Source organism: Myxococcus sp. MH1 (genome assembly GCF_059738865.1).
This window is the reverse complement of record NZ_AP026947.1, coordinates 4,666,775-4,683,182: the sequence shown is the minus strand read 5'-3', so window position 1 is coordinate 4,683,182 and position 16,408 is coordinate 4,666,775. Positions and strand designations below refer to the sequence as shown.

The following is a 16,408-nucleotide window of genomic DNA, read 5'->3' as shown; positions in this document are numbered from 1 at the left end:
CAAATGGGCAAAGCCGGCAGCCCCCCTACTGGGAGCGCCGGCCTGCTCATCCGGTCAGGAGGCTGCTTGGAAATTCCCGGAAACCAAGCAGCCCCTGTACGACTTACTTGATGTCGACGGTGGCGCCAGCGGCAACGAGCTGGTCCTTGATCTTCTTGGCGTCGTCCTTGTTGACGCCCTCCTTGACCGTCTTGGGCGCGCCCTCGACCAGGTCCTTGGCCTCCTTCAGGCCCAGGCCGGTGATCGCGCGGATCTCCTTGATGACGTTGATCTTGTTGGCGCCGGCGTTCGACAGCACCACCGTGAACTCCGTCTTCTCCTCGACCGGGGCGGCGGTCGCAGCACCACCCGCGGGGGCGGCAACGGCGACGGCGGCGGCGGAGACGCCCCACTTCTCCTCGAGGGCCTTCACCAGGTTGGCGGCCTCGATGATGGTCAGGCCGGAGAGCTGCTCAACGATTGCATTCAGGTCAGCCATGGAACTCGTCCTTCTGGGTTTGACTAACGGCCTGCGTCCCCGTGGGAGCTACGGCCGTCAAGGTTGGTGTAGAGAAACTTCTCGGATGAATCAGGAAAACTAACCCTGCGCCTTGTCCGCGTGGGCCTGAACGACCCGCGCGAGCTGGGAACCCGGGGCGGCAATCGTCCGAACCAGCTTGCCAGCCGGCTGGTTGAGCATGCCGAGCAGCTGCGCCCGGAGCTCGTTGAGACCCGGCAGCTTCGCCAGCTGCTTGACGCCGTTGACGTCGACCTTGCGGCCGTCGACCACGGCGGTGCGGATCTTGATCTTGTCCTCGAGGTCCTTCGTGAACTCGGTCAGGATCTTCGCCGGGGCCACCACGTCGCCGTAGCTCAGGCACAGAGCCACCGGACCCGTGAAGTCATCAGCGATGACAGCCACGTCCGTGCCCTGCGCGGCACGGCGCGCCAGCGTGTTCTTGATGACCTTGTACTCGACGCCGCCCTCGCGGAACTTCTTGCGCAGCTTCGTCACCGTCTCCACATCCACCTTGGAGAACTCCGCGACGATGGCCGACTTGGTCCGCGAGAACTTCTCGTGGAGCTCCTTGATCATCTCCTCCTTCTCGCTCTTCAGCACTTTGACTCACCTCCTTCTTGGCCCGTCTTCCGACGGGCGTGATGCCTGGGCCAAAGTGGCAGAGCGAGAGGAGCCTCCGAGAGACACCACACCGCACCTCCAGTCTCGGCAGGGCTGGCCTTGCGGCCGTTTGAACCCGCCAGAGGAAGCCACGCCCCGACCGGTTGTCCGGTTCCCAACGGGGCACTTCTCCTCTGACCGGGTCCCTGCTGTCATGAACCAGGTCGAAGCGCACGCCTCATGACGTGGCGCTCCAATTGCAAAAGCCGGGGGCCTATACCCCCGGCTTCGGCAAAGATCCAGAACTTTCGAACCTGAGACGTCAGGCAGGCGGCAGCTCTGCCTCCCCCACTGCGGGGAAGTGAGCACCGCCCGCCTGCTGGCCGCCTAGCGGTGGCGGGCCAGAATCTCCTGGGTATCGATCTTGATGCCCGGGCCCATCGTGGTGGAGATGGCGATGCCCTTCAGGTACACGCCCTTGGCGGTGGCCGGCTTGAGCTTCATCACCAGGTCCAGCAGCGCGTTGAAGTTGCCCTCGAGCTTGTCCACCGAGAAGGAGGACTTGCCCATCTTCGCGTGGACGATGCCGGCCTTCTCCGCGCGGAAGTCGACCTTACCGCCCTTGGCGTCGCGGATGGCCTTGGCCACGTCCATGGTCACCGTGCCGACCTTCGGGTTCGGCATGAGGCCACGAGGACCGAGCACCTTACCGAGGCGACCCACGATACCCATCATGTCCGGGGTGGCGATGACGGTGTCGAAGTCGAGGAAGCCCTCCTCGATGCGCTTCTGGAGGTCCTCCGCGCCCACGATGTCCGCGCCCGCGTTGCCAGCCTCGGTGGCGCGCTCGCCCTTGGCGAACACGGCCACGCGCACGGTGGCGCCCGTACCGTTCGGGAGGACCACGGCGCCACGGACCATCTGGTCCGCGTGCTTCGGGTCCACACCCAGGTTGATGGCCACGTCGACCGTCTGGTCGTACTTCGACGCGCGCGCATCCACCGTCTTCTTCAGCAGCGCGAAACCCTCGGCCACCGTGTAACGCTTCTCGCGGTCCACCAGCGCGGCGGCCGCCCGGAACTTCTTCCCATTAGCCATGACAGAAATCCTCGTCCGTGAGTGGGGCGGCGGCCTAGCCGACGACGTCGATGCCCATGGAGCGCGCGGTGCCAGCAATGGTGTTCATGCAGGCCTCGAGCGACGCGGCGGTGGTGTCCTGAATCTTCTTCTTGGCGATCTCCTCGAGCTGCGCGCGGGTGATCTGCCCCACCTTCTCCTTGCCAGGCTTCTTCGCTCCCGAGCCCTTCTTCTTCTCGGTGTGCAGGCCCGCCGCCTTCTTGATGAGGACGGCCGCCGGAGGCGTCTTGAGGATGAACGTAAAGGAGCGGTCCTGATAGACGGTGATGATCACCGGGATGATCAGACCCTCCTTGGCCTCCGCCTGCGTCTTCGCGTTGAACTGCTTGCAGAACTCCATGATGTTCACGCCCTGCTGACCGAGCGCGGGGCCGATCGGCGGAGCGGGGTTCGCCTTGCCGGCGGGAATCTGCAGCTTGACCTGACCTGTGACCTTCTTCATCGGCTGACAACTGCCTTTCGAGGGGGTGGTCCAGACGGGCCTCCAGACGGGGAGGCTCTCCCACCCATGGGACCGCGTCCTGACGGACGCGGAAGCACCGCGAGGCGCGCTCTATCCGAGTCGCCCGCGAAAAACTAGCCGGTGGTCTTCTCCACCTGCATGAAGTCCAGCTCCACGGGGGTGGCGCGACCGAAGATGCTCACGAGCACCTTCACGCGACCCTTCTCCGCGTTGACCTCTTCCACCGTGCCGTTGAAGTTGGCGAACGGGCCGTCGACCACACGCACCGTGTCACCATCGTCGAACTGCACCTTGGGCTTGGGCTTGAGCGTGCCCTCGGAGATCTGCGACGTGAGGTTCGCGACCTCCTTCTCCGAGATGGGCCGCGGCTGCTCGTTCTGCCCCGTGCCCGGGAAGCCAGTGATCTTCGGCGTGTTCTTCACCAGGTGGAGCGTCCGGTCGTTCAGCTCCATCTGCACGAAGATGTAGCCCGGGAAGAACTTGCGACGAGAGGTCTTCTTCTCGCCCTTCACCATCTCCACGACCTGCTCCATGGGGATGAGGATCTCACCGAACTGGTCCTGGAGCCCCTCGAGGCGGATCTTCTCCTCTAGGCTCTTCTTCGCCTGGTTCTCGAAGTTCGAGTAGGTGTGGACCACGAACCATTTCATCGCCATTACAGCTTCCCCCACAGGGACGGCAGCCACTCCACCATCAAGTTGTATGCGACGGTGTCGATGCAGAAGAGCAGCACCGCGGCCACGAGCGAGGCGACGACCACGGCCACGGTCGACGTCCGGGTCTCCGGCCAGGTAGGCCAGGACACCTTCATCAGCTCGGACGCGACCTCCATGGAGAGGGTGTGCGTCTTGGGGTGGAAGTAGCCGGCCAGTGCGAGGCCCACGGCCGCCAGGTAGCCCACGAGCGTGGACACCTTCCAGTCCAACCCCTCGACGAGCACCGCATCGGGCCATCCGAAGCTGGCCCACAGCGCTCCGAACAAGCGCTCCAGGAACAGCGCCAGGATGATGCCGGCGAGGAGGTAGAAGATGACCACGAGCCGCTTCGGATCCATCGCCGAGCGGTTAGCCTGCTGGCTGGCCTCTGATGCCGTCGCCATGGTGCCTCACGAGGTACTGCGAAAGCGAAATTTCACGAACTGCGGAAACACAGGAACCCCCGGTACCTCCAGGTACCGGGGGCCCCGCTCCCACTGAGACTTGGCAGGCCAGGAGGGATTCGAACCCCCAACACGCGGATTTGGAGACCGCTGCTCTACCGTTGGAGCTACTGGCCTAGAATCTCTCAGGAACTACCGACCTAGACCTTACCTTCCTTATGGTCCGTGTGCTTGCGGCACCGCGAGCAGAACTTGCTCAGCTCGAGCTTGTCCTGGCTCTTCCGCTTGTTCTTCGTGGTCGTGTAGTTCCGCTCCTTGCACACCGTGCATTCGAGCGAAATGATGGAACGATTGCCCTTCGGCATGGCCTACCTCTTCAGACACGGAAGGGGAAGGTTACCATCAGGCACCTTCCCCTCGGAATCCGGTGTTTGGGGCCAGGGAGCTTGAAAGCTCCCCGGGCGGGTTACTCGATGACTTCCGCCACGACGCCGGCGCCCACCGTGCGGCCACCCTCGCGAACAGCGAAGCGCAGCTCCTTCTCCATCGCGACAGGGGTGATCAGCTCCACCTCGATCGCGATGTTGTCGCCCGGCATCACCATCTCCACGTTCTCCGGCAGCTTCACCGTTCCCGTCACGTCCGTCGTGCGGAAGTAGAACTGGGGACGGTAGCCCTTGAAGAACGGGGTGTGGCGACCACCCTCTTCCTTCGACAGCACGTAGATCTGCGCCTTGAACTTGGTGTGCGGCGTGATGCTGCCAGGCTTGGCAATCACCTGCCCACGCTCCATGTCCTCGCGCTTCAGGCCGCGGACCAGCGCGCCGATGTTGTCGCCCGCCATGCCCTCGTCCAGCAGCTTGCGGAACATCTCCACGCCCGTGACCACGGTCTTCTGCGTCGGGCGCAGGCCGACGACCTCGACCTCCTCGCCGACCTTGATCTTGCCACGCTCCACGCGGCCCGTCGCCACCGTTCCACGGCCGGCGATGGAGAACACGTCCTCCACCGGCATCAGGAAGGGCTTGTCCGTCGCGCGCTGCGGCGTCGGGATGTAGCTGTCCACCGCCGCCATCAGCTTCAGGATGGCCGGCTCGCCGATGTCGCTCGTGTCACCCTCGAGCGCCTTCACCGCGGAGCCCGGGATGATGGGGATGGTGTCGCCGGGGAACTCGTACTTCTTCAGGAGGTCACGCACCTCCATCTCCACCAGCTCGCGCAGCTCCGGGTCGTCCAGCAGGTCCACCTTGTTCAGGAAGACCACGATGTACGGAACACCGACCTGGCGCGCCAGCAGGATGTGCTCACGCGTCTGGGGCATCGGGCCGTCCGCCGCCGACACCACCAGAATCGCGCCGTCCATCTGCGCCGCGCCCGTGATCATGTTCTTCACGTAGTCGGCGTGGCCCGGACAGTCGACGTGCGCGTAGTGACGGTTCGCCGTCTGGTACTCCACGTGCGCCGTCGAAATCGTGATGCCGCGCTCGCGCTCTTCCGGCGCCTTGTCGATCTGGTCGTACGCCAGGAACGTGGCGCCGCCCGTCTTCGCCAGCACCTTCGTGATGGCCGCCGTCAGCGACGTCTTGCCGTGGTCCACGTGTCCGATCGTGCCGATGTTCACGTGGGGCTTGTTACGCTCGAACTTCTCCTTGGCCATGACACTCCTCTAAAAAATGGAGCCCTGAACCAGGATTGAACTGGTGACCTCATCCTTACCAAGGATGCGCTCTGCCAACTGAGCTATCAGGGCTTGGCGATGCTATGAACTACAACGTTTGGAGCGGGAAATGGGATTCGAACCCACGACATTCAGCTTGGAAGGCTGACGCTCTACCAACTGAGCTATTCCCGCAATGCCGAGTGGAGGGAGATGGATTCGAACCATCGAAGGCGTAGAGCCGGCAGATTTACAGTCTGCTCCCTTTGGCCGCTTGGGTATCCCTCCAGAATTTTGAACCGCCGACTTCAACTGCCCCCCGCACTGCTCGTCCCGGGCCCTCATCCGCGGCCCCGTCCTGCTTGGCCGGCGGCGGGACTTGAACCCGCGACCTACTGATTACAAATCAGTTGCTCTACCGACTGAGCTACACCGGCACTCATCGGCTCCTGCCCTACCCTACCTGCACCGAAGCCGTCAACCACCCGACTCCGATGTGCGAGGCGCGCCCTTTTAGAAGTCCCCATCACCCAAGTCAAGGAGATTGATCCCGGGTTCAGACCGACTAACGGGAGGAGCTGCTCCCCCGCTGGCGGGCGACCTCGTATAGCAGAATGCCGGCCGAAACGGACGCATTGAGTGAACCGACCTGACCCGCCATGGGAATCCGCAGGCGGTGGTCGCAGTGCTTGAGCACACCCTCCCTCACCCCTCCCCCCTCGGCGCCCACGACGAGGGCCAGGGGGCCGTCCAGCCGGGCGCTCCACATGGGCTCGGTCGCGTCCACGTCGGCCGCGGCCACCCAGAGCCCCGCCTCCTTCAGTTGCTCCAGGGCGCGCGAGATGTTCACCACCCGGGCGATGAGGCAGTGCTCCACCGCTCCGGCGGACGCCTTGGCCACCGTCCCCGTCACCTGGACGGCCCGGTCCTTGGCGATGACCACCCCATGCGCCCCGAGCGCATGGGCCGACCGGATGATGGCCCCCAGGTTGTGCGGATCCTGGATGCCGTCGAGCACGACCACGAGCGCGGGCCGCTTGCTGGCCTGGGCCGCGTCGAGGAGGTCCTCGAGTTCCGCGTACTTGAAGCCCCGGAGCTCCAGCACCACGCCCTGGTGCACGCCGCCGTCGGCCATCACGGCCAGCCGCTCGCGCGACACCTTCTCGACGCGGACGCCCGCGTCCCGGGCGCGGCTGAGCAGCTCCCCCGCGGCCTTGGCCGCGAGCTGTCCCTCCACGATGAACAACCGCTCGACCTCATCCGGCCGGGCCCGCAGGGCCTCGAGGACCGGATTCACCCCATAGACGTGCCGCGCGGAGGAATCTCCCCCCTCGCGCTCGCCTCGACCACCTCGGGAGGAACGCTCACGCATGGGGACTAGAGGACCTCGACAGGGACGGAGAGGGTCTTCTGCTGACGCGCGCAGATCTTCTCCGTGCAGATGAAGAAGACAAGCTTGGCGTCCACCGAGCCCTTGCCCGCGGCGGCCGCGGTGAAGGGGACCTCGAAGCGGGGGTCGGCGAACTCCTGACCCGCGGCCTTCTTGGAGACCGAGTCCTCGCGGCCCAGCTTCTCCTTGGCCACGGTGAGCTGGGTGCCCTTCACGTCCAGCTTCAGCGGGGCCTCCTCGGAGACATGCGCGCCGGACTTCGTCTTCACCGAGACCACGAACACGCCCTTCTCTCCCGCCTTCACCTGGGAGGAGGAGCCGTCGGTGGACACGTCATAGAGGCTGGCGGGGTCCACCTCGTTCGCGGACGCCGGGACCGCCCAGACGCAGGCCACCAGCAGGGCGGCGACGGAGGTGACGCTTCGGATGTGCGACATGGCTGGGTCTCCTGGATGCGGGGGTTGCGTATCACGCCTCGACGTGAGGTGCCGGGATTCTGTTCACGCGCCCTCCGAGCCGCTCCGCGGCGCACGGCTCGCGCGCTTCTTGCGCGGTGATGGGACGAGGGCACTCGCGAGCGGGCTCGGTGGGAGCAGGTCCGGCATCGACACAGGCTCCGCGCCCGCGACCAGTTCCTCGGCCCGGATGATGATGGGGGTGGCCAGGTCCATGCCCGTCACCGCCTCCATCTCCGGCAGCGCGGGAGAGCTGTTCACCTCGAAGACCTTGGACTGGCCCTGGACGTCCAGGAGGTCCACGGCCGCGACCTCCAGGCCCACCAGCCGGGTGGCCTTCTCCGCCGTGGCCCGCTGCCCCGGGGACAGGTCCATCTCCTCCAGACGCGCGCCCTTGATGAGCGTGTGGGCGAGCCGGCCCGGGCGAGGACGCCTGCGGACGGCCGCGATCGCCTTGCCGCCCACCACCAGCACGCGCACGTCCTGGCTGGTGCTCTTCACGTACTCCTGCATCACCAGGTTGTGCCCCAGGCCCAGCACCGCCTCGAGCGCGGCCTCCAGGGACTGGAGGCTCTCGCACACCATCACCCCGTGCTTCTCCTGCCCCTGCAGCAGCTTCACCAGGACGGGGACACCGCCCACCAGGCCCACCATCTCCTTGAGCTGGGCGGCGTCGCGCGCCATCACCGTGGCGGGGATGTCGATGCCGTGCGCGGACAACAGCTGCAGCGAGCGCATCTTGCTGCGCGACTGCGCGATGGCCTGCGCGTGGTTCACCAGCGGCACGCCGTGGAGCGCGAACTGGTTCACCACCGCCAGGCCATAGGTGTTGATGGACTGGGCGATGCGCGGCAGCACCACGTCGGTGGGCGCCAGCTTCTTGCGGTCGTAATAGAGGGTGGCGCTTCCCCCTCCATCCAGGTGCATCTGCACCCGGAGAGGGTTGAGAACGCGGAGCTGATGCCCCCTCGCGCGCCCCGCCTCGACAAGACGTCGGGTGGACGGAATGGAAGCGGAGCGCGAGAGAAGGGTGACTTTCATGGGCAGGGGCGGCAACCGGGCCGGAGGCGGACGGGACCTATAATCCCCACCACCCCCGGGGTAAAGCCGCCCCCGGCCGCCTGCTCAGCGCTGACGGATGGCGCGGATCTCGATCTTGATGGGATCTTCCGGGCGCGAGTTCTTGATGCGGTCGCACGTGGCGCCGTTGAAGAGCACACCTTCGTCCGTGAGGCTCCACGTCCCATCACCCGCCTGGAGCCGCTCTTCCTCGACGTACACGACGATGAGCTGGGGGTTGGACGGCAGCTGCGGGCCCTTCAGGGGGATCAGGCACGGCTCGGGGTTGATGACTTCCTTGCTGATGCGCTCGAGCGCCGCCGCGAGCTCCTCTTGGTTGCCCGCCTGGTAGAAGGTCCGGCTGCACAGGCCTGTCGCCGCGATGCAGGTGTCATTGGCGCCGCACGCCGTCGGGTCATCCGCGCAGGAGCGGGCGAAGCCACCCGCCGCGGCCATGGCCTGCAGCACCGCGGTGCCCTCGCCCGTCGCGGTCTCCGCGCCGAAGCCGATGACGATGGTCGTCACGCCCGCGGCCTTCAACTCCTGAACCGCCGTCACGGAGGCGTTCGTGTCCAGGCAGCCGCGCCGCTCGAAGGCGGTGCCCGCCGTGGAGCAGCCGGTGGCGGAGATGGTGCACTTGCACTGGGCCGGGTTCTCCGCACCGGAGTACTCATTGGCCTCATTGCAGTTGGGCAGACCATCCGTCAGCAGGATGACGAAGTTCTTGCGGTCCGGGTCCTTCAACGCCTCCAGGCTTCCGACGAACCGGAGGCTGCCACTGGTGGGCGTGCCGCCGATGGGCTGCCCCGTGCCGAAGTTGGGGATGCCCTGGAGGATGGCGTTGATGGAGTTGGCGTGCTCGAGCAGCGAGCCGTCGTCCTCGACGGCGGGAAGGTCCTTGCGCACGGACGTCGCCGAGGCCTTGGTGCACGCCTCGACGCCCGAGTTGCCCGTGGCCTCCGGGTAGGTCGTCAGGCCGAAGCGCACGAACGGACCGCTGGTCGCGAGGAACTGGGGGACGGCGGCCTGGAGATCCGTCCAGCGCGTGGGGCACGTGTCCGTGGGGCACGCCAGCGACTGGCCGCACACCACCAGGTTGCCCTGGTTGTTGCGCACCATGCAGGTGGGCTCGCTCGGATTCACCGGCAGCGTCATGGAGCCGGAGACGTCCACCAACAGCATGATGTTGGGCTTGCTCGACAGGGCCGAGATGGTCTCCTCGACCGTCGTCTGCGCGATGGCGAGCGGCTCCACCGGCTCGAAGTCGTAGGACTGACAGCCCGTGACGACGCCTGCGAGGGCGCCCAGAGCAAGGGCGCTCAGGCTCAGGAGGTTCAACTTGGCGCGCATAGGTGATGAATTCCTTCTGCTTCTATGGGGGGACGCGGAGCTCCGCGCGGCCGGGCTCTTCAGGGGGACGGCTTGGGCGCAAGAGTAACGCGTGACTCCCCCTGGAGGCTACAGCCTCAAGAGGAGGGGTCCGAGGGTTCGGATGAGACTGCGAGGTTACAGCAGGAGCCGACGCGCCTCTTCGTCAGGCACACACCCGGAGCGGAGCAGACGACATTGTCGCCTGCCTGGCGCGCCTCGGGGTGGAGTGGCTAGAGCGACAGCGTGCGGGCGCCCTGCGTGAGGCGCCAGAGGGAGGCGAGCCCCATCACCTCGTCCAGGGCGCCACTCAGTGCCTCCGGCGGGTAGCCACACAGGCGCACCGTGGTGTCGCAGGCGATCAACCTCGCCCCCAGCGCCCTCGCCTCCTCCAGCATCTTCGCGGGGGCCAGCACGCCCAGCCTCTCACCTCGCGCGTGCTCCTCCTGCTCGCGCTCGCCGTCGGGGTGACCGAAGGTTCCGTCCACCCAGGCACGGAGGGCATCGAAGGCGAGGACGAAGTAGACCTCGTCCCCCATGGCCACCGCGGTGATGCCCATGGAGGCGGCCTGGAACGCCGGCTCATACGTGGCGTGCTGAAGAAAGAAGAAAACCCGTCCAGCCATCGACGAAGCACCTTACCGGGGTTCGAGTCCGGGCGGGCAAAAGGCGTATAACCCTGGACCTCCCCCCTCCCCTCGCCGAGGCGCCCCATGTCGACCCCGACCTCGCCGCCCCCCTCCACCTTCGCTCCTCGCGCCACGCGGGGACGACGATGGCGCGCCCTCGTGCTCGGCGCCGGACTGCTGGCCACCTCCGCTGGCTCCGCGCTGGCCTACTCCCGGGGCGCTGGCGAGCCTCCTCCCACGGCCACTCCTCCTCGCGACCTGCGCGCGCAGGTGGAGTCCCTGCTCGATGCCTCCCAGGGCACACCGCGCGACGAGCAACTCCGACGGCTCGGGCCTCAGGCCGTGCCTGTCCTCAGCTCGCTGGTGATGGATGGCTCCGCGCCCTCGACGCGACGGGCCCGGGCCGTGGCCTCGCTGGCATTGGTGGACCCGACGCAGAGCGCGCACTCCATCCAGGAGGTGCTGGAGGACGCACGCGCTCCCGCGGACGTTCGCGCGAGCGCCGCGGGAGCCCTGGCGCGCTGCCTGGGAATCGACGCCATTCCTTCGCTCTCCGCCCGCCTCACGGACCAGCAGGAGCCCGTGCGGGAGGCCGTCGCCCTGGCGCTCGGACGGCTCGGCGGACAGCAGGTCCGACAGGCACTCGAGGAACGACTCCCCTTGGAGGAGCGTCCCCTCGTGCGAGAGGCGCTCCAGCGCGGCCTCAGCCTCGCGGAGCCGTGACTCGGCGCTCGCCTCGGCCCGAGCCTTCCGTTAGATGGGGTCCATGCGTCCCACGGTCCTCCTGTTCGATATCGACGGCACCCTCATCACCACTGGCGGCGCGGGCCGCCGCGCCATGGACCGTGCCTTCGAGCAGCTCCACGGCCGCCGCGATGCGTGCGACTCGTTCCCCATGTCCGGCATGACCGACCGGGGCATCGTCCGGAAGGCCCTGCGCGTCATCGGCGTCGAGGACACCGAAGCGGCCATCGACGCGGGCATCGCCGCCTACCTCACGCACCTGGCGGACGAGGTGCGGAAGGTCGACGCGCAGCGCTACCTCGTCTACCCCGGCATGCGCGAGGCCGTGCAGGCGGCGCGTGGCCTCGAGGGCTTCGCGGTGGGACTGGGGACCGGCAACGTGCGCGAGGGCGCTCGCGTGAAGCTGGAGCGCGTCGGCATCCATGACCAGTTCGCCTTCGGTGGCTTCGGCTGCGACCACGAGGACCGCGTGGAGCTCATCCGCCGGGGCGCGGAGGCGGGCGCGGCGCTGCTCGGGGTGCCTCGCGAGGAGTGCCGGGTGGTCATCATCGGCGACACGCCCAAGGACGTCGACGCGGCCCTGGGCATCGGCGCCGAGTGCATCGGCGTGGGGACCGGGACCTTCACCGCCGAGGCCCTGTTGAAGGCCGGCGCTCACGCGGCCTTCGCCGACTTCTCGCACCGCGACGCCCTTCCGACCTTGCTCGGCCGAAGCTGAGGCCCCCGCCCGCGCTCGGAGCCGAGCCCGGGCTGTGGTATCTCCCGCCGCCCTTCCGAGGAGCCCGCCGCATGTCATCCACGCTCGAGTCCTATGAGCTCATCCGCTTCGCCGAGGCCTTCGAGGCACGGCTCGCCACCGCGGGGGAGATGCTCGCTGGCCGCCCCGGCCTCGATGCCGAGAAGAGCTGGCTGGCCACCGCCCTGGAGCTGGTGCGCACCACCCGCGCTCCCGCGGCTGGGGTCGTCGACCGGGTGAAGGACCTGCCCGAGCTCGATGAGGCCCGCGAGGAGTTCGCCTTCCACCAGCAAGGCCTGTGGGTCGATGCGCTGGAGAAGCTGCACGCGGGCATCACCTTCACCGCGAGCAGCCGCGCGCCCGTCATCGAGGCGCTCTTCCCCCACCTCAAGTTCGCGCAGCTCCGCCGCGCCCCCCGGGACACCATCTTCGAGTACGCGACCTCCTACGACCGTCGCACCCGCAGCGCCTACGTCACGCGCATCTTCGCTCGCGACGACTTCGCGCTCGTCCGGCCCGTGATGGAGCAGGTGGCCACGGCGCACGCCGCCTGGCGATCCAGCCATGAGCCCGCGCCGCTGTCCCCGGAACAGGAGGCGGTGCTGCGCGAGGAACTGGTCAACCTCGGCCGCAAGCTGGAAGTGGCGCTGCGCCAGGCGCGTCTTCTCTCCGAGGCCGCGCTCGTTCCCGTGCCCAGCGTCCATGAGGCCGCGGCGCTCGGACTCAAGCCCAAGCGCCGCGCGGGACGCGGTCTTGCTCCGTCCGACGAGGGGCTCGGCGCGCTCGACCTCGAGCCCTCGGACTCCATGGAGCCCACCGAGGCGGAGCTCGCCGAGGTCGCCGCGCTCGACTCTCCTCTCGAGGAGGGTGACGCGCCGCCCGCAGCTCCGCTCGAAACATCCGAGGTGGAGCAGCCGGCTCTCGATGAGCCCACTGGGGCAAGGGAGGGAGACTCCGCGGACCTCGCCATTGTTGACGATGGTGTGGCAGATGCAACCGTGAATGCCGATGTGGACTCCGCGGAACACGTGAACGGGCGCGCCACGGCTGCCGTCGTGACGGTCCCTGCCGCGACAGGTGGGCGCACAACGGCGGAGGAGCCCCGCGTGAAGGCGGGTCGCGGCCCCCGACGTGCTTCGGGTGCGGCCGAAACCGGCGCAGACACCGCCCGCGCTGCGTCGATGCCCGGTGCCCATCTCGATGCGGCCGACGCGGGGGCAGATGCGCCTCCCGTCGCTTCGACACAGGACGCTCGGCATGGCGCGACCACCCACTCGGGCTCCACTGAGGACACGGCCTCTGTTTCGATGGGTTCCGAGGAAGCGGCTTCAAGCCCGAGCGATGGAGCGGCTTCTTCCGAAGGGCCTCGCGGCTCGACGGGACGTGGACGGAGGCGTGAGGGCGGAACGAACCTGACGGCGAATGACAGCGCGGGTTCGGACGACGCAGGCACCTCGACCCCACGCGGCCGGCGAGGCACAGGCGCATCCCCGGGCGCCCCATCCGGTTCCGGAGAGGATACGGGTGGCACTCCTCGTGGCCGGAAGCGTGAGTCGAGCGACGACACCGAGGCCCCCCAGCAGCACCGCACTCGCGGTGCCCGAGACTCCGAGGCGGCTCGGGCGCAGGCCCCTTCCGTGCGGAAGAAGCGAAACGCGACGTCACCTTCCGGCGGGGCGGGCAGCGAGACACCGTGAGCGAGCCTCCGCGCGCGTTGAGCGGAGACCGGACATGACGGATGCCGACCGCCCCTTCCAGCGGGCTTCTCCACATTGGCGAGGCCCGTTCACCCATGCGAGCCCAAGGCGTGCGCGAGAGCACACCGGCCAGGATGGATGCCGCCCTTCCGTACTGCGAGCCGCACGCGCCATCGTGCGACGCCCCGTGAGCGAGCCCCGGCTCGCGACTGAATGGATGCCGCCCTTCCCTACTGCGTACCGCACGCGCCATCGTGCGACGCCCCGTGAGCGAGCCCCGGCTCGCCCCTGAGAGGACACCCGCCATGGCGGATGCCACCCTTCCCATCGACCCGCTCCTCCCGGAGATCGTCTCCACGCTGCGCGGCGCTCGCTCGCTCGTGCTCGAAGCACCTCCCGGCGCGGGCAAGACGACCCGAGTCCCGCGCGCCCTGCTCGAAGCTGGCCTCGGCGCGGGCAAGGAGATCGTCGTCCTCCAGCCGCGCCGACTGCCCACCCGGCTCGCCGCCCAGCGTGTCTCCGAGGAGATCGGCGAGCGCGTGGGAGAAACTGTCGGCTACCAGGTCCGCTTCGAGGATGTCCGCAGCGCGAAGACGCGCATGTCCTTCGTCACCGAGGGCGTCCTCGGCCGACGCCTCCTCTCCGACCCCACCCTCCGCGACGTCGGCATCGTCGTGCTCGATGAGTTCCACGAGCGCCACCTGTCCGCCGACATCTCCCTCGCGATGCTCCGTCGACTCCAGGAGACGCGTCGCCCGGACCTCAAGCTCGTCGTCATGTCCGCGACCCTGGAGGCCGAACCCGTCCGGGCATACCTCGGAGGTTGTCCCTCTCTTCGCTCCCAGGGACGCCGCTTCGACGTGAGCGTCGAATACCTCCCGACTCCCGATGACCGGCACCTGGACCAGCAGGTCCTCTCCGGCATCAAGCGCCTGTTCACCCAGGGCGTCGACGGCGATGTGCTCGTCTTCCTCCCCGGCGCCGGAGAGATCCGCCGCACCCGCGACGCCTGCGCCGAGTTCGCCGAACGCCACGACACCGACGTCCTCCCCCTCCACGGCGACCTGTCCCCCGCGGAGCAGGACCGCGCCGTGCGCAGGAGCTCGCGCCGGAAGATCATCCTCTCCACCAACGTGGCCGAGACCTCCGTCACCATCGACGGCGTCGCCGTGGTCATCGACACGGGCCTCGCGCGCGTGGCCAGCCACTCGCCCTGGTCAGGACTCCCCACGCTCAAGCTGTCCAAGGTCAGCCGCGCCTCCGCCGTCCAGCGCGCAGGCCGCGCCGGCCGCACCCGCGCCGGGCACTGCCTTCGCCTCTACACCCAGCACGACTTCGACGGTCGCCCGGAACAGGACGCGCCCGAGATCCGCCGCATGGACCTGGCGGAGACCATCCTGTCCCTTCGCGCCTCCGGCGTGACCGACCTGACCGCCTTCCCCTTCTTCGAACCACCTCCCACCGCCTCGCTCGACGCGGCGGAGACGCTGCTGCGTCGCCTCGGCGCGGTGGATGCCAAGGGGGCCGTCACCGACGTGGGCCAGCGCCTCCTGCGCTTCCCTGTCCACCCGCGCCAAGCTCGCATCATCGTCGAAGGCGAGCGACGCGGTGTCGGCGCCGACGCGGCCACCCTCGCGGCCCTCATGGGCGAGCGCGACATCCGCCGCGAGGCTCGCGCCAACCTCGGGGGTGGCCAGCGCGCCGCCGCCGTCGTCAGTGGCCCCTCGGATCTGCTCGAGCTCCTCGAACGCTTCCGCGAAGCCGAGCGCTCCAACTTCTCCTCCGGACGCCTCCACTCCCTCTCGCTCGAACAGGGCGCGGTGCAGTCCGTGGACCGCGTGCAGAAGCAGCTCCGCCGCGCCGTGCGAAGCCAGGGCGAGCGCCCGCACCGACCCGAGGACGTGGAACAGGCCCTCATGCTCAGCGTCCTCGCGGGCTACCCGGACCGCGTCGCGCGACGTCGTCGACCCCGCGCGCCCGAGCTGCTGCTCTTCGGCGGCGGCACCGCGTCCCTCTCCGAGCTGAGCGTCGTCCAGGACGCGGACCTGATGGTCGCCGCGGACGCGGAGGAGCGCCCCGGCCGCGGCGCCGTGGTGCGACTGGCCAGCGCCGTGGAGCCCGAGTGGCTGCTGGACCTCTACCCGGAGACGCTCGAGGAGGTGGACACCCTCCAGTGGAACGCCGAGGCGCGCCGCGTGGAGCGCCTCACCCGCCTGTCCTACGGCAACCTCGTCCTCGAGGAGACCCGAACGCCCGCGCCCGCCTCCGAGGCCACCGCGCGCGTCCTCGTCGAAGCCGCGCTCGCCGCCGGCCCCGGCCGCTTCGCGGAGCCCGAGGCGCTGGAGCAATGGCGCACCCGCGTGGCCCTGCTCGCCCAGGCCTTCCCCGAGGCGAAGTTCCCCACCGTCGACGACACCTTCCTGCGCGATGCGCTCGCGTCCCTGTGCTCGGACGCGCGCAGCTTCAAGGACCTGGAGGGCGTCTCGCTGCTCGACGCGCTCTACGCGCGCCTCACCTCGGAACAGCAGCGACTGCTCGCCACACACGCTCCCGAGCGCGTCACCCTCCCGGGCGGCCGGGGCGTCAAGGTGAACTACGAGCCGGGCAAGCCGCCCTGGGTGGAGTCACGGCTCCAGGACTTCTTCGGGATGGCGCAGGGGCCCAGCGTGTGCGCGGGCCGCGTGCCGCTGGTGCTCCACCTGCTCGCGCCCAACATGCGCGCCGTGCAGGTGACGACCGACCTGGCGGGTTTCTGGGAGCGACACTACCCGGCGCTGCGCAAGGAGCTGGGGCGCAAGTACCCGCGCCACTCCTGGCCGGAGGACCCCAGGCACGCACAGCCTCCCGCGCCCCGTCCTCCGCGCCGCTGAAACCA

General features: G+C 68.4%; 17 protein-coding genes and 5 tRNA genes. 4 read left to right on the top strand and 18 right to left on the bottom strand.

All coding sequences use genetic code 11. The features are described from left to right. Window positions 1–103: 103 nt before the first annotated feature. The 18 genes from rplL to AC6JA9_RS18805 form a co-directional block, all read right to left on the bottom strand. A complete protein-coding gene (gene rplL / locus AC6JA9_RS18890) occupies window positions 104–478 on the bottom strand; it encodes a 50S ribosomal protein L7/L12 (RefSeq protein ID WP_223751554.1) in 375 nt (124 codons plus the stop codon). A gap of 99 nt (window positions 479–577) precedes the next feature. After that, on the bottom strand, window positions 578–1,099 hold the full coding sequence (gene rplJ, locus AC6JA9_RS18885) for a 50S ribosomal protein L10 (RefSeq protein WP_141326200.1): 522 nt from the start codon (window positions 1,097–1,099) through the stop codon (window positions 578–580). 387 nt (window positions 1,100–1,486) lie between these two features. After that, entirely contained in the window at window positions 1,487–2,197 is a 711-nt protein-coding gene (gene rplA / locus AC6JA9_RS18880) for a 50S ribosomal protein L1 (protein WP_267696507.1), read from the bottom strand. Window positions 2,198–2,231: 34 nt separating this feature from the next. Beyond that, on the bottom strand, window positions 2,232–2,678 hold the full coding sequence (gene rplK / locus AC6JA9_RS18875) for a 50S ribosomal protein L11 (RefSeq protein WP_015349101.1): 447 nt from the start codon (window positions 2,676–2,678) through the stop codon (window positions 2,232–2,234). A 134-nt stretch (window positions 2,679–2,812) separates the two neighbouring features. Then, window positions 2,813–3,355 carry a transcription termination/antitermination protein NusG gene (nusG, locus tag AC6JA9_RS18870; RefSeq protein WP_046713309.1) on the bottom strand — a complete coding sequence of 181 codons (543 nt, stop codon included), beginning with the start codon at window positions 3,353–3,355 and terminating at the stop codon, window positions 2,813–2,815. Further along, the gene (gene secE, locus AC6JA9_RS18865; RefSeq protein ID WP_223751553.1) at window positions 3,355–3,798 is read right to left on the bottom strand and encodes a preprotein translocase subunit SecE; all 444 of its coding nucleotides are present in this window, start codon (window positions 3,796–3,798) and stop codon (window positions 3,355–3,357) included. The genes nusG and secE overlap by 1 nt, the downstream gene beginning before the upstream one ends. Window positions 3,799–3,899: 101 nt before the next feature. Further along, window positions 3,900–3,975: transfer RNA gene (locus tag AC6JA9_RS18860), tRNA-Trp, on the bottom strand. Window positions 3,976–3,998: 23 nt separating this feature from the next. After that, entirely contained in the window at window positions 3,999–4,163 is a 165-nt protein-coding gene (rpmG, locus tag AC6JA9_RS18855; protein WP_015349099.1) for a 50S ribosomal protein L33, read from the bottom strand. Between the two features lie 101 nt (window positions 4,164–4,264). Continuing rightward, window positions 4,265–5,455, bottom strand: coding sequence for an elongation factor Tu (tuf, locus tag AC6JA9_RS18850; protein ID WP_267696508.1), 1,191 nt, complete (start codon window positions 5,453–5,455; stop codon window positions 4,265–4,267). Window positions 5,456–5,472: 17 nt separating this feature from the next. Continuing rightward, a tRNA-Thr gene (locus AC6JA9_RS18845) sits at window positions 5,473–5,548 on the bottom strand. 26 nt (window positions 5,549–5,574) lie between these two features. Continuing rightward, window positions 5,575–5,650 (bottom strand) — tRNA-Gly (locus AC6JA9_RS18840). Between the two features lie 9 nt (window positions 5,651–5,659). Then, window positions 5,660–5,743 (bottom strand) — tRNA-Tyr (locus AC6JA9_RS18835). A 76-nt stretch (window positions 5,744–5,819) separates the two neighbouring features. Then, window positions 5,820–5,892, bottom strand: a tRNA-Thr gene (locus tag AC6JA9_RS18830). 128 nt (window positions 5,893–6,020) lie between these two features. Continuing rightward, the gene (rlmB, locus tag AC6JA9_RS18825; RefSeq protein WP_223751716.1) at window positions 6,021–6,827 is read right to left on the bottom strand and encodes a 23S rRNA (guanosine(2251)-2'-O)-methyltransferase RlmB; all 807 of its coding nucleotides are present in this window, start codon (window positions 6,825–6,827) and stop codon (window positions 6,021–6,023) included. 5 nt (window positions 6,828–6,832) lie between these two features. Next, on the bottom strand, window positions 6,833–7,282 hold the full coding sequence (locus AC6JA9_RS18820) for a hypothetical protein (protein WP_223751717.1): 450 nt from the start codon (window positions 7,280–7,282) through the stop codon (window positions 6,833–6,835). Between the two features lie 63 nt (window positions 7,283–7,345). Then, window positions 7,346–8,341, bottom strand: a complete 996-nt coding sequence (locus tag AC6JA9_RS18815; RefSeq protein WP_141333272.1) for an ATP-grasp domain-containing protein — start codon at window positions 8,339–8,341, stop codon at window positions 7,346–7,348. A gap of 84 nt (window positions 8,342–8,425) precedes the next feature. After that, window positions 8,426–9,709 (bottom strand): adventurous gliding motility lipoprotein CglB, encoded by a 1,284-nt coding sequence (cglB, locus tag AC6JA9_RS18810; protein WP_223751719.1) that lies wholly within the window; start codon window positions 9,707–9,709, stop codon window positions 8,426–8,428. 251 nt (window positions 9,710–9,960) lie between these two features. Continuing rightward, window positions 9,961–10,353, bottom strand: a complete 393-nt coding sequence (locus tag AC6JA9_RS18805; RefSeq protein ID WP_223751720.1) for a hypothetical protein — start codon at window positions 10,351–10,353, stop codon at window positions 9,961–9,963. 87 nt (window positions 10,354–10,440) lie between these two features. Between AC6JA9_RS18805 and AC6JA9_RS18800 the strand changes: the two genes are divergently transcribed. The 4 genes from AC6JA9_RS18800 to hrpB all read left to right on the top strand — a co-directional run bounded on the left by AC6JA9_RS18800 (window position 10,441) and on the right by hrpB (window position 16,403). Further along, window positions 10,441–11,079 carry a HEAT repeat domain-containing protein gene (locus tag AC6JA9_RS18800; protein WP_223751721.1) on the top strand — a complete coding sequence of 213 codons (639 nt, stop codon included), beginning with the start codon at window positions 10,441–10,443 and terminating at the stop codon, window positions 11,077–11,079. Between the two features lie 34 nt (window positions 11,080–11,113). Then, the gene (locus AC6JA9_RS18795; protein WP_223784643.1) at window positions 11,114–11,818 is read left to right on the top strand and encodes an HAD family hydrolase; all 705 of its coding nucleotides are present in this window, start codon (window positions 11,114–11,116) and stop codon (window positions 11,816–11,818) included. A 71-nt stretch (window positions 11,819–11,889) separates the two neighbouring features. Further along, window positions 11,890–13,533, top strand: a complete 1,644-nt coding sequence (locus AC6JA9_RS18790) for a sulfotransferase family protein (protein ID WP_497960345.1) — start codon at window positions 11,890–11,892, stop codon at window positions 13,531–13,533. Window positions 13,534–13,838: 305 nt separating this feature from the next. Then, window positions 13,839–16,403: an ATP-dependent helicase HrpB gene (hrpB, locus tag AC6JA9_RS18785; protein WP_223751724.1), complete on the top strand. Its 2,565-nt coding sequence runs from the start codon at window positions 13,839–13,841 to the stop codon at window positions 16,401–16,403. The last annotated feature ends 5 nt before the right edge of the window (window positions 16,404–16,408 follow it).

Bases quoted from the DNA above. Each gene is read 5' to 3' on its own strand.
- tuf (WP_267696508.1), bottom strand. From the start codon at position 5,455: ATGGCCAAGGAGAAGTTCGAGCGTAACAAGCCCCACGTGAACATCGGC.
- secE (WP_223751553.1), bottom strand. From the start codon at position 3,798: ATGGCGACGGCATCAGAGGCCAGCCAGCAGGCTAACCGCTCGGCGATG.
- AC6JA9_RS18790 (WP_497960345.1), top strand. From the start codon at position 11,890: ATGTCATCCACGCTCGAGTCCTATGAGCTCATCCGCTTCGCCGAGGCC.
- rplK (WP_015349101.1), bottom strand. From the start codon at position 2,678: ATGAAGAAGGTCACAGGTCAGGTCAAGCTGCAGATTCCCGCCGGCAAG.
- rplL (WP_223751554.1), bottom strand. From the start codon at position 478: ATGGCTGACCTGAATGCAATCGTTGAGCAGCTCTCCGGCCTGACCATC.
- rlmB (WP_223751716.1), bottom strand. From the start codon at position 6,827: ATGCGTGAGCGTTCCTCCCGAGGTGGTCGAGGCGAGCGCGAGGGGGGA.
- rplA (WP_267696507.1), bottom strand. From the start codon at position 2,197: ATGGCTAATGGGAAGAAGTTCCGGGCGGCCGCCGCGCTGGTGGACCGC.
- nusG (WP_046713309.1), bottom strand. From the start codon at position 3,355: ATGGCGATGAAATGGTTCGTGGTCCACACCTACTCGAACTTCGAGAAC.
- rpmG (WP_015349099.1), bottom strand. From the start codon at position 4,163: ATGCCGAAGGGCAATCGTTCCATCATTTCGCTCGAATGCACGGTGTGC.
- cglB (WP_223751719.1), bottom strand. From the start codon at position 9,709: ATGCGCGCCAAGTTGAACCTCCTGAGCCTGAGCGCCCTTGCTCTGGGC.
- AC6JA9_RS18815 (WP_141333272.1), bottom strand. From the start codon at position 8,341: ATGAAAGTCACCCTTCTCTCGCGCTCCGCTTCCATTCCGTCCACCCGA.
- AC6JA9_RS18800 (WP_223751721.1), top strand. From the start codon at position 10,441: ATGTCGACCCCGACCTCGCCGCCCCCCTCCACCTTCGCTCCTCGCGCC.
- AC6JA9_RS18805 (WP_223751720.1), bottom strand. From the start codon at position 10,353: ATGGCTGGACGGGTTTTCTTCTTTCTTCAGCACGCCACGTATGAGCCG.
- AC6JA9_RS18795 (WP_223784643.1), top strand. From the start codon at position 11,114: ATGGGGTCCATGCGTCCCACGGTCCTCCTGTTCGATATCGACGGCACC.
- AC6JA9_RS18820 (WP_223751717.1), bottom strand. From the start codon at position 7,282: ATGTCGCACATCCGAAGCGTCACCTCCGTCGCCGCCCTGCTGGTGGCC.
- hrpB (WP_223751724.1), top strand. From the start codon at position 13,839: ATGGCGGATGCCACCCTTCCCATCGACCCGCTCCTCCCGGAGATCGTC.